This window comes from Pseudaquabacterium rugosum, assembly GCF_038066575.1.
Lineage (GTDB): Bacteria > Pseudomonadota > Gammaproteobacteria > Burkholderiales > Burkholderiaceae_C > Pseudaquabacterium > Pseudaquabacterium rugosum.
Window position 1 is genome coordinate 41,124 of the sequence record NZ_JBBUTF010000021.1, and the last position, 11,734, is coordinate 52,857.

Sequence of the window (11,734 nt, forward strand, 5' to 3'; positions counted from 1 at the left end):
GACGATGGCCGGCGAAAGACCGGCCCGCGCACACACACGGCCACCTGACGTGGCCTGGAGACACGACCGATGAACCGCACCACGCTCGGGTTGGCCTGCGCCTGCCTGTGTCTGAGCTCGACCCTGGCCCTGGGCCAGGCCGCCCGCCCCGCCGCTCCCCCTTCTGTCACCGTCTACGGCCTCGTCGACGAGGGCGTGGAGATCATCGACGGCCGCAACGACGGCGCCGGCGGCACCACCACCAGCGTGCGCGTGGGCTCGGGCACCGCAGCCTCGCGCTTCGGCATCCGCGGCAACACCGGCGACATGATGCCCACGATCAAGGGCCTGTTCGCGCTGGAAGCCGGCATCTCGGCCGATCTGGGCACGCTCGGCCAGGGCGGCCGCATCTTCGGCCGCCAGGCGTTCGTCGGCCTGCAGGGCGGCTGGGGCACCGTGAGCCTCGGCCGACAGCTGACGATGCGCTTCCACGGCATGCAGGACGCCGACATCTTCGGCGCCGGCTCGCACGGCCTGGGCACGCTCGACAGCGGCGTGCCCAACGCCCGCGCCGACAACGCCATCGCCTACACCGGAACCTGGGGAGCCATCACCGGCGGCTTCAACTACAGCGTCGGCCGCGATGCCAGCCCGAGCGCCGGCAGCACCAGCGCCGCCGCCACCAACTGCGCCGGCGAGGCGGTGGACAAGGCCCAATGCCGAGAATGGTCGGCCATGCTGCGTTACGCCCCGGGCGGCTGGGGCGTGGCCACCGCCTACGAACGCCAGTACGGCGGCACCACCGCGGTGGCCGCCACCAGCAGCACGCCGGCCGTGCCGGCCACCTTCGGCGGCCTGACCAGCCCGTCGAAGACCGACAGCCGCTGGACCCTCAACGCCTTCGGCAGGATCGGCGGCAGCCAGGTCGGCGCCGGCCTGCTGGCGCGCGACAACCAGGGCAGCGCGGCCACCCCGCGCAGCCGGCTGTACTGGCTGGCCGTCAAGACGCCGGTGCCCGACACCGCCTTCACCGTCGACGCGATGGTCGCCACCCTGCGCTTCGACGACTCGCCCAACGGCGCCGATCTCCTGAACCTGCGCGGCAGCTGGCTGCTGATGAAGGACCTGCAGGCCTACGTGACGCTCGCCCACCTCCGCAACAAGGGCACGTCGGCCCTGTCGGCCTCGTCGGGCACGCCGTCGGCGGCACCGCCGGCCGGACGCGCACAGAGCTCGGTCATCACGGGCGTGAAGTACATGTTCTGAGTGGGGGCCTGCGCCCCGGGCCGTACACGTCAAATCAATCCTGGAGACCCACCCCCATGACCTCCATCCAGCGTCTGAACCGTGCCTGCTTACCCATCGCTGGCGTCATTGCCTGCCTCGTCATCGGTGCGGCCCCCCTGTCAGGCTGCATCTCGACCCAGGCCGACAACGGTGCCGCGACCACCGCCCAGATGGCCGCGGATGACGGCATCGTCAGTGTCCGCACCATCGGACGCATCGCATCGGATGGCGCGAAGCTGACGGCCATCGTCATCGAGTACGGCATGGACATGGCCGGGGCGGACGTGACGAAAGCCAGCTACGCGCTCGATGTCTGGCAGGGAACATGGACTGCCAACTCCGTGAACGACGGCAGTGGCCAGATCGGTGACGTGACCAAGGTGTACGTCAACGACCAGCCCGCGATGTCGTCCACCGGTGGATCCGGCAGCGGCCGCTACGTGGTCATCGAGGTCTACCAGGACTACCAGCACGCGACGGAGCAGGGCTTCACGTACGCGCTGTCCGCCGGAGTGACCCAGACCGGCACGATCAAGACCCGCACCCACACGATCACGCCGGGCACGCATGAGGTCATGAACTACACCGCCGGTCAGACCGGCACCGCCCGAGCCGCCTTGGCGGGCACCTACACGATCAGCGGCCTGGAAGGATTCCGCTTCTACACGAATACGCCCGGCGCTTATGGCGCCTCCGGTCCGAGCTTCACGGCACTCAACTGCTACTCCGAGCAGACCGGCACGCTGCAAGCCGTGGACATGGACTACGCCCTGTTCGTCCCCTCCGACTATGACCCGTCGAAGAAGTACGCGCTGGTCACGGTCAACCATCCCGCATTCAATGCCGGCACTCATCCACTGGCAGCCGCGGCACAGTCCCGTGGCGCGACCGTGATGGCGTCGGACTGGGCACAGAACCTGGTCAAGACCCGGCACGGGCTGGCCGGGATGATCGTGGTCGTTCCGGTCTACACGCAACGCGTGGGCGACAACTCGGGCACGACCGCACACTACTCGGCGCTGGTCAAACTGTGGGATGACCTGCAGCAGCGCTATTCGATCAGCCAGGACCACATCTACGGCGCAGGACAGTCGGTGGGCGGCATGATGATCCTGCAGACCAATGTGCTGCGGGACAACTACTTCGCCGGCATCCTCATGTACGACAACCAGTGGGGCCAGAATTACTACAAGGATGAGGTGTTCGCTCGTGGCATGACCGATCCGACCTATGTCGAGACCACCGCGAACACCCCCCGCTACTACCCGTCCACCGACGACATGATCTGGAACTACCACTGGGGCAGTGACGGCAGCAAGATCCACGACGGGCATGACATCAACAACTATCACTTCCTGACCTCCGACGACAACGTCATGGTCATGAACTCGTCCGAGAACTTCCTGTCGAACAACCTCTGGACCGAGCAGAACCATCTGTACAAGGACCTCGTGGACTACGAGATTCCACGGCTGTGGATCATGGATCCTCATGCGCCCAAGGACGATCAGGAGCTGGCGTTGCGCAACTTTCTCGCGCAACCCAACCGCTATGGCGATCAGTCCCGCGGTCTGTTCTGGGTCACGTTCAACGGAGGATCCAGCCAGATCGCCCCCATCTGGTCGCGCCGGCTGGATGCGGCCTATGAATGGCTGCTCAGCCAGAGCCGGACGACCGCGATGGCACGGACCAAGCTGGACCTGAACAAGCCCTTCGAGCTGGCCAGCGTCCAGAACACGAACCGGCTGATGCCCAACTTCATCGATCCGAAGACCGGGGGTGCCATCTACTACCCTACCGGCAAGGCAGGAGCGGGGACGCGCTTCTACAACAGCAGCTGGCTGCGCATCGGCACGAATGTCACCGCTGATCAGGTTCCGGGCTGGCTGCCGACGGGCATGAGCCATCCGGTGACCCCGTCGACCCTTCAGAACGTGACACCGATCCTGGAGAACGGCCGTCTCACGGCTGTCGCACTTCAGTACGACACGAACATGAGCGGTGCCGTGATCCGCATGAAGGGAGATGCGGTTCCGGACAGCAAGGGCATGCTGCGTACCGATGACTTCGTCGTCATGGATACCTACGATCTGCGCGATGCCGCGGACAGCCCGATCGCCGCCACGACGACCAACATCTACATGAGTGAGACGCCGCAACGTCGCACCGGGGCGATCCGGGGCTCGGGATCCGGTCACTACGTGATCGTCGAAGTGGACAGTGTCTGGAATGGGAGCACAGTGAAGGTTGTGCAGCGGGCGACAGTCCGTACACAGCAGGCGATCGCGTCCGCCACACCGATCCGGCACTGAGCCTGCCTCACGGACAAAGGGACTTCACGGAGTTCCCCACCATCCGACATGCGGCACGATCCGCCCTGCCCGTGCACGCCTACCGACGTGCACGGGCTTCCGCCATCCGGGGCCAGCCTCCCGGCGTCACCGCGCCCGCCCGCCCCGACTGTCATCCGCAGTCATGACCAGTTATTCAGCGATCAAGCAGGCCGCCACGCAGCATCCCGCCGTGGCGCCCGCCCCCGCACCGGTGCCCAGCGTGCGCCTCTACGTCGAACGTGAGGACCGGGACGACAGCTGGTTCGTGCACGTCGGCCACGTCACCGAGCGCGGCCGCTGGAAGACCGAGCCGCACGTCCACCCGTCCTATGGCCAGGTGATCTTCGTGCGCCACGGCCGCGGCGTGATGAACCGCGAGGGCGCGCAGATTCCGTTCGAGGCCCCCTGCGCATTGCTGCTGCCGCCCGAGTGCGTGCACGGCCTGGACTACGAGCTCGACGCCGACCGCTGGGTGGTCACCATCGAGCTGTCCTATCTGGCGCAGACCAACACCCGGCTGCCCGAGTTCGTGCAGCTGTGGTCACAGCCGCGGGTGATCCCGCTGAGCTACAGCGAGGACGGCCCGACCGAGTTCTACGACCTGATCCGCCGCATGGAGCAGGAGACCCGCTCCAAGATGGTCGGCCATGCGGTGGGCACCGAGGCCTTGCTGGTCTCGCTGATGCTGATGCTGGTGCGCGGCACGCGGCTCGACGAGATCAACAAGGACGGCGCCACCCGCCACGCCATCCGCCTGGCCGAGCGCTTCCGCATGCTGATCAACCAGCACTACCGGCAGAACCTCAAACTGCCGGACTATGCGGCACTGATGGCGGTGTCGGCCACGCAGCTTCGCTCGGCCTGCCTGGCGGCCACTGGATTGAGCCCGATCAAGCTCATCCACGCGCGGCTGATCATCGAGGCCAAACGCAACCTGATCTTCAGCGAGCGCTCGATCGAACAGATCGCCTACGACCTGGGCTTCAGCGATACCGCCTACTTCACCCGTTTCTTCCGCAAGGAGGTCGGGCAGTCACCGAGCCAGTTTCGCGTCGCCAGCCAGGCGGGCGCCGGCAAGGCGGCCTGAACCGGCGCTGCCCGGCTTCAGCCGGCCGCAGCCGCTTCCAGGCGGGTCCGCGGGTCTACCCTGGCGCCCGCGAAAAGTGCCAGCGAATCTCGGATTCGTTCAGTGGCTTGAGAAGACCGCTCTCCTACGCTGCGCGCACTGCAGTCCCATCTGCAGCGACCACGCAGTGAGGAGACATGAACATCCATACCCCGATCGCCGCCGCGGCCCTGCTGCTGGCCGCCGCCACGGCGCTGGCGCAGACCACGCCGCCCCCAACGTCGAATGTCAGCGTCTACGGCATCATCGACATCGCCGTGTCCAAGGCCGACACGGGGCAGTCCAATCTGGCCCACTTCAGTGACTGGCAGATCGGCACCCGCGGTGCCTGGACCATGCACTCGTCGTCCAGCGCGCGGCTGGGCCTCAAGGGCAGCGAGGTGCTGGACGGCGACCTGCGGGCCAACTTCCTGATCGAGCACCGATTCCAGCCCGACACCGGCTCGACCGAACCGCGCGACGGCGTGACCTACACCGGTGGCGTGCGCAGCTACAACGCGGGCTTCTGGAACTCGCAGGCCTGGGTCGGACTGTCGAGCCAGCGCTGGGGCGAGCTGCGGCTGGGCCGCACCGCCACGCCGCACTTCAACGTCGGCATCGCCTCCGACCCCTGGGGCTACGAGTACAACGTGGCCAGCTTCGCCGGCTACACCCGCGGCGGCAACTTCGTGGCAGCGCAGCGCAACTCGGCGCTCTACCTGTCGCCGAAGTTCAGGGGCCTGTCGGTGCAGCTGGGTGTCGGTCTGGGAGAAGGTGGCACCTCGGCGACGGCCACCGGTTCGCCCAACGGCCGGAACGTGGGTGCAGCGCTGCAGTACAACGAGGGCCCGCTGTGGCTGGCGCTGGCCTGGAACGACTCGCACCGCAGCGACGCGATCAACAACCGCTCGACGATGCTGGCCGGATCGCTGGATCTCGGCTGGATCAAGCCGATGGCCAACCTGTCCTTCGGCCAGAACAACGTGGCAGGCAATCCGACCACCACCACCTGGCTGCTCGGCGCGCACATGCCGGTGGGCACCGGCACCGTACGCCTGGCGGTCGGCCGCTACGACCCGGCCAAGGGCTTCAATCCGAACGCGGTGACGCCCGGGGCCACAGTGGCCACCACGCCCAATCCCTACGCGGCCTTCCCGGTCACCAACGGCCAGGCCACGGCCAAGCTGGGCCTGGGCTATGTCCACCCCTTGAGCAAGCGCACCAGCCTGTCGGCCGACGTGGGCATCGCCAAGACCGAGACCTACAGCCGCTCGCTCGGCGTGCAGACGGGACTCAAGCATGTGTTCTGAGGCACGACACCCGGGCCGGCCGGCAGGGCTGGCGGCGGCGCTGCTCGCCGGCCTGGTTCTGCTGGCGGGCTGCCAGGCAGCGCTGATCCCACCCACGGCGGCCGCTCAGACGGCCTGCCAGGTCCAGGGCACCCTGTACGGCAGCAGCGAGAGCGGCTCGGTCCAGGCCTGGGACTGGAACAGCTGCGAGGCGCGGCTCGGCGAGGGCCGGCCGGTGATGCAGGGTCCGAAACCGCGCTGGCTGAGCCTGGATGCCGAAGGTCAGCGCCTGTACGTGCTGACCGACGAGCCCGCCGGCGGCCAGCTCTCGGTCTGGCTCACCGGCCGCAGCGCGGTCGAGCTCGGCCGCGCGGCCACCGGCGGCGCCGGCCCGACGCATCTGTTGCTTGACGACGCGGGGCGCAGCGTGCTGGTCGCGCACTTCGGCAGCGGCAGCGTGGGTCGGCTGGCGCTTTTGCCTGACGGCACACCTCAGGGGCCATCGCAGATCGTGACCCACACGGGCTCCGGGCCGCACCGGCGCCAGGCGTCGCCCCATGCCCATGGGCTCGCGCTGTCGCCGGGTGGCCGCTGGCTGCTGGCCGCCGACATGGGCGCCGACCGGGTCTTCATCCATCCGCATGACCGCACGGACGGCCGCATCGGGCCCACGCCGGCCCGGCCCGCGGTGCCGGCCTTCGTCGTCCCGGCCGGCAGCGGCCCGCGCCATCTGGTGTTCGCGCCCGGCGGCCGCCAGGCCTATCTGCTCAACGAGCTGACGGCCGACCTGATGGTGCTGGACTGGGACGAGGCGCGTGGCACGCTGACCCTGCAGCAGACCGTCGCGCTGAACGCCCCGGCGTTCAGCGGCAACCGCAGCGGCGCCGAGCTGCTGCTGTCGCGCGACGGACGCCACCTCTACGTGGCCGAGCGCGGTGAACACACGCTGCAGGTGTGGACCGTGGACGCCGCATCCGGCCTGCTGAGTCTGGCCCAACGCATGCCGGCCGGCGGTGAACTGCCCTGGGCGATGGACCTGTCGCCCGACGGCCGCTGGCTGGCGGTCGCGCTGCAGCGCACCGGACGGCTGCAGCTGTGGCCGGTCGAACGCGACGGCCGCCTGGGTGCGGCCGGACCGTCGGCGGCCCTCGCCGCGCCACTGGCCGTGACCTTCGCGCCCTGAACGCTCGCGGCGCCCGGCGCCCCGAGCCATGCCCCACCTTTGCGAACCACGACGCCGGCCCCGACCGGCCCTGACACGGAGACCGCCATGACCCTGCTCCCCCGCCGCCGCTTCCTGGCCGGCACCGCCGCCCTCGGCGCGTCCGCCCTCGGCTCGACCTTCGCATCCGCGGCCGCCACGGCTGCGGCGGCCGACACCGCCCCGGCCGGCCCCCTGTTGCTCAACCGCATCGGCCCCTCGGCCTCGGCCCTGTACATCGCCCAGGCCGACGGCAGCGGCGAGCGCAAGCTGATCGACAGCGGCACGCTGGACTACAACGCCAGCTTCTCGGCCGATGGCCAGTGGCTGGTGTTCACCTCCGAGCGTGACGGCCTGGGCAACAGCAACATCTACCGCGCCCGCGCCGACGGCAGCGCGGTGCAGCGCCTGACCGATTCACCGGCCGTCGACGATGCCGCGGTGCTGTCGCCCGATGGCCGTCGGGTGGCCTACGTCAGCACGCGCGACGGCTTCCTGGCCAACATCTGGGTTCAGGACATCGCCACCGGGCAGGCCCTCAACCTGACGGGCATTCCCGGCGTCCAGGGCCAGGCCGGTCTGCCCAACGGCTTCTTCCGCCCGTCCTGGTCGCCGGACGGCCAATGGCTGGCCTTCTCGTCCGACCGTGACACCGAGTGGACCGGCCACCACAACGGCGCCGGCTGGGAGCACACGCAGGAACTCAGCATCTACATCCTCCGCGCCGATGGCCGCGGCGGCCTGCGCAAGGTGGCCAGCCGCGCCGGCCACTGCCTGGGCTCGCCCAAGTGGTCGCCGGACGGCCAGCGCATCGTCTTCTACGAGACCCAGACCGAGTACACCTACTGGGTGCTGCGCCCCGACCTGCTGCTGCAGATCGATTCGCAGATCGTCTCGGTCGACGTCGCCAGCGGCGCGCGCACCGTGCACACCCAGGGGCCGGGCTTCAAGATCAGCCCGCAGTACCGCAGCGCCGACGAGATCGTCTGGCGCCGCAAGGGCGGGCCCGAGGACGGCCTGTACTCGACCCGGGCGGCCACCGGCGTGGTCAAGCTCGGCGGCCTGCGCACGCCCTGCTGGTCGCCCGACGGCAAGACCCTCGTCTACGAGAAATTCACCTGGCGGGGCTGGAAGCAGGACCAAGCGCTCTACAGCTGGGACCCGGGCCGCGACTACCGCTACACCGACGTCTGGCCCGCCTTCTCGGCCGACGGCTGGATGGTGCTGACTGCCAAGGGCGACGACGGCTCGGTCGACGTGATGCGCGCCGATGGCAGCCAGCGCCGCCGGGTCTACAGCGTCGCGAAGCAGTCGGGCCTGGACATGGGCCTGGTCAAGCGCGGCCTGGCCGGCGCCTTCTTCCCGGTGTGGTCGCCGGACGGCCAGTGGATCGTCTTCGGCGTGGGCGAATGGTTCACGCAGCGGGGCAAGGGACGGGCCAGGCTGATGCGCGTGAAGCGCGACGGCAGCGGCCTGGAGCCGCTGACCGACGACAGCCTGTTCAACGCCGGCTTTCCGAGTTATTCGGCAGATGGCCGTGAGGTGGTCTTCCGCATCGCCAACCCGGATCCGGCCAGCGCCTCGCTCGGCGGCCTGGCGGTGCTGGACCTGGAGACGCGCAAGGTCCGCCGCATCACCCAGGGCTACGACAACATGCCGATCTGGTCGCCCGACGGCAGCCGCATCCTGTTCAACCGCGGCGTGAAGAAGCCCGGCAGCATCTGGTCGAACTTCGACCTCTACACGGTACGGCCCGATGGCAGCGATCTGAAGCGGCTGACCACGCACGAGGCCAGCGACGGCCACGCCGTCTGGACGCCGGACGGCCGGCAGATCCTGTTCAACAGCGGCCGGGCCGGCTATCGCGACGAGGCCTGCCACTACGACAACACCTTCCAGCCCTACGGCCAGCTGTTCGTGATGAACGCCGACGGCAGCGACCAGCGCCAGATCACCGACAGCGTGTGGGAGGACTCGACGCCGCAGTACGTGCCGTCCGCGGCGGTGCGAGCCCTGCGTGCCGCCGGGTCGCCCGCATGACGCGCGACCTGAGGATGGCGGACCGCCGCCGGCTGCTGGCCGCAGCAGCGGCCGCGCTGGGGCCGGTTCTCGGCGCCACCGCGCAGCGCGTGCGCGCCGCCGACGCCCCCTGGCCACAGCGCCCGATCCAGCTGGTGGTGGCCTTCGCGGCCGGTGGCGCCGGTGATCTGGTGGCCCGCCTGGTCGCCCGCCGTCTGGGTGAGGCGCTCGGCCAGCCGGTGGTGATCGACAACAAGCCGATCCCGGTGGCCGCGGTGCAGTCGGTGGCCCGGGCGCGACCGGACGGCCAGACCTGGTTGATGGCCGGCAGCGGCACGGCGCTGACCGAGTCGCTGTTCCAGCACCTGCCCTACCGGCTGATGGAGGACTTCGTCCATGTCTCGACGCTGGCCAGCTTCGATCTGGCCCTGGTCACCGGCGCCGGCTCCGGCCTGCGCTCGGTGGCCGACGTGCTGGCCGCCGCCCGCGCGCGGCCGGGCCAGCTCAACATCGGCACCGTGCGCATCGGCAGCACGCAGAACCTGACGGCCGAGCTGTTCCGCGCGATGACCGGCATCGACGTCACCCTCGTGCCTTTCCGCACCACCGGCGAGCTGGTCACCGCGCTGCGCAGCCGCGAGGTGCAGATCGGCTTCGAGATCGTGCCGGCCGTGCTCGGCCAGATCCGCAGCCAGGCGCTGACGGCGCTGGCCGTCACCTCGACCCGCCGGTTTGCCGGCCTGCCCGACGTGCCGCCACTGGCCGAGGCCGGCGTGCCCGGCTTCGAGTCCTCGTCATGGAACGGCATCGCCGTGCCGGCTGGCACGCCCGCGGCCATCGTCGGCCGCATCCATCAGGAGATCGGACGCGCCCTGGCCCTGCCCGATGTGCAGCAGGGCCTGCTGGAGCAGGGCGCGATCGGCCAGGCCAGCCCACCCGGCGCGATGGCCACGCGCATGCGCGCCGACATCGCCAAATGGCGCGCCGTCATCGAGCGCGCCGGCATCCCCCGCACCTGAGTTCTCCCGTCAGCTCCACATCCTCCATGCACCGCAACCTCATCGCCGGCCAGTGGCTGGAAGGCCCCTCGGCCAGCCGCGACATCAACCCCTCGGACACCCGGGACTGCATCGGCGAGTTCGCCCAGGCCGATGCCGCGCAGCTGCGCGAGGCCATCGGCGCCGCCCACGCCGCCGCACCGGCCTGGGCCGCCAGCACCCCGCTGCAGCGCTTCGAGGTGCTGGACGCGGTGGGCGCCGAGCTGCTGGCGCGGCGCCAGGAGCTCGGTGACCTGCTCGCCCGCGAGGAGGGCAAGACCCTGCCCGAGGCGGCGGCCGAGGTCACGCGCGCGGGCCACATCTTCAAGTTCCACGCCGGTGAGGCGCTGCGGCCGGAGGGCCATGCCCTGCCGTCCGTGCGCCCGGGCGTGGGCATCGAGCTCACGCGCGAACCGCTGGGCGTGGTCGGCCTGATCACGCCGTGGAACTTCCCCATCGCCATCCCGGCCTGGAAGATCGCCCCCGCGCTGGCGCAGGGCAACACGGTGGTATTCAAGCCGGCGGAAGCGGTGCCGGCCTCGGCCTGGGCGCTGGCCGAGATCCTCTCGCGCGCCGGCCTGCCGGCGGGCACCTTCAACCTGGTGATGGGCCGCGGTCTGGAGCTGGGCCCGGTGCTGGCCGAGGACCCGCGGGTGGCGGCCATCAGCTTCACCGGCTCGGTGCGCACCGGGCGCGGCGTGGCCGCGGCCTGCGCCGCGCGCATGGCCCGCTGCCAGCTGGAGATGGGCGGCAAGAACCCGATGGTGGTGCTCGACGACGCCGACCTGGAGGTGGCGGTGAACGCCGCGGTGCAGAGCGGCTGGTACTCGACCGGCCAGCGCTGCACCGCCTCGTCACGGCTGATCGTCACCCCCGGCATCCATGACCGCTTCGTCGCCGCCCTGGTCGAGCGCCTGGGCCGTCTGCGGGTCGACGATGCGCGCAAGCCCGGCACCGACATCGGCCCGGTGATCGACGAGCGGCAGCTGGCCGTCGACCTGGCGGCGATCGAACGGGCGCGCGACGAGGGCGCGCGGCTGGCCTTCGGCGGCCGGGCGATGGCCCACAGCCCGGACGGCCAGCCGGGCTGGTATCTGCAGCCGACGCTGTTCACCGACACCACGCCGCAGATGGCCATCAACCGCGAGGAGGTGTTCGGCCCGGTGGTCAGCGTGCAGCGCGCCAGGGACGACGACGAGGCGCTGGCCCTGGCCAACGACACGCCCTTCGGCCTGGCCGCCGGCATCGCCACCACCTCGCTCAAGCGGGCCACGCATTTCCGGCGTCATGCCCAGGCCGGCATGGTGATGGTCAACCTGCCGACAGCCGGGGTCGACTTCCACGTGCCCTTCGGCGGCCGCAAGGGCTCCAGCCTGGGGCCGCGCGAACAGGGCCCGCAGGCGGCGGAGTTCTACAGCCAGTGGAAGACGGCCTATACCGCGGCCTGAGGCTGGCAGCCAGCCCTTCATCACGCCAGGCAATGC

The 11,734-nt window shown here is 70.1% G+C and carries 8 protein-coding genes; all 8 read left to right on the plus strand.

The annotated features are described in order from the left end of the window. Nucleotides 1–69 precede the first annotated feature (69 nt). Nucleotides 70–1,245, plus strand: coding sequence for a porin (locus tag AACH11_RS19925; protein WP_341376021.1), 1,176 nt, complete (start codon nucleotides 70–72; stop codon nucleotides 1,243–1,245). Between the two features lie 56 nt (nucleotides 1,246–1,301). Then, the gene (locus AACH11_RS19930; protein ID WP_341376022.1) at nucleotides 1,302–3,578 is read left to right on the plus strand and encodes a hypothetical protein; all 2,277 of its coding nucleotides are present in this window, start codon (nucleotides 1,302–1,304) and stop codon (nucleotides 3,576–3,578) included. A 163-nt stretch (nucleotides 3,579–3,741) separates the two neighbouring features. Further along, nucleotides 3,742–4,686, plus strand: coding sequence for a helix-turn-helix domain-containing protein (locus AACH11_RS19935; RefSeq protein ID WP_341376024.1), 945 nt, complete (start codon nucleotides 3,742–3,744; stop codon nucleotides 4,684–4,686). A gap of 176 nt (nucleotides 4,687–4,862) precedes the next feature. After that, complete coding sequence (locus AACH11_RS19940; protein ID WP_341376025.1) at nucleotides 4,863–6,014, plus strand: porin; 1,152 nt, start codon at nucleotides 4,863–4,865, stop codon at nucleotides 6,012–6,014. After that, nucleotides 6,004–7,176 carry a lactonase family protein gene (locus AACH11_RS19945; RefSeq protein ID WP_341376026.1) on the plus strand — a complete coding sequence of 391 codons (1,173 nt, stop codon included), beginning with the start codon at nucleotides 6,004–6,006 and terminating at the stop codon, nucleotides 7,174–7,176. The genes AACH11_RS19940 and AACH11_RS19945 overlap by 11 nt, the downstream gene beginning before the upstream one ends. A gap of 87 nt (nucleotides 7,177–7,263) precedes the next feature. Next, nucleotides 7,264–9,234 (plus strand): hypothetical protein, encoded by a 1,971-nt coding sequence (locus AACH11_RS19950; protein WP_341376027.1) that lies wholly within the window; start codon nucleotides 7,264–7,266, stop codon nucleotides 9,232–9,234. After that, a complete protein-coding gene (locus AACH11_RS19955; RefSeq protein ID WP_341376028.1) occupies nucleotides 9,231–10,232 on the plus strand; it encodes a tripartite tricarboxylate transporter substrate-binding protein in 1,002 nt (333 codons plus the stop codon). Before AACH11_RS19950 ends, AACH11_RS19955 begins: the two co-directional genes overlap by 4 nt. Before the next feature lie 26 nt (nucleotides 10,233–10,258). Next, the gene (locus AACH11_RS19960; protein ID WP_341376029.1) at nucleotides 10,259–11,698 is read left to right on the plus strand and encodes an aldehyde dehydrogenase family protein; all 1,440 of its coding nucleotides are present in this window, start codon (nucleotides 10,259–10,261) and stop codon (nucleotides 11,696–11,698) included. The last annotated feature ends 36 nt before the right edge of the window (nucleotides 11,699–11,734 follow it).

Bases quoted from the DNA above. Each gene is read 5' to 3' on its own strand.
- AACH11_RS19955 (WP_341376028.1), top strand. From the start codon at position 9,231: ATGACGCGCGACCTGAGGATGGCGGACCGCCGCCGGCTGCTGGCCGCA.
- AACH11_RS19935 (WP_341376024.1), top strand. From the start codon at position 3,742: ATGACCAGTTATTCAGCGATCAAGCAGGCCGCCACGCAGCATCCCGCC.
- AACH11_RS19945 (WP_341376026.1), top strand. From the start codon at position 6,004: ATGTGTTCTGAGGCACGACACCCGGGCCGGCCGGCAGGGCTGGCGGCG.
- AACH11_RS19950 (WP_341376027.1), top strand. From the start codon at position 7,264: ATGACCCTGCTCCCCCGCCGCCGCTTCCTGGCCGGCACCGCCGCCCTC.
- AACH11_RS19940 (WP_341376025.1), top strand. From the start codon at position 4,863: ATGAACATCCATACCCCGATCGCCGCCGCGGCCCTGCTGCTGGCCGCC.
- AACH11_RS19930 (WP_341376022.1), top strand. From the start codon at position 1,302: ATGACCTCCATCCAGCGTCTGAACCGTGCCTGCTTACCCATCGCTGGC.
- AACH11_RS19960 (WP_341376029.1), top strand. From the start codon at position 10,259: ATGCACCGCAACCTCATCGCCGGCCAGTGGCTGGAAGGCCCCTCGGCC.
- AACH11_RS19925 (WP_341376021.1), top strand. From the start codon at position 70: ATGAACCGCACCACGCTCGGGTTGGCCTGCGCCTGCCTGTGTCTGAGC.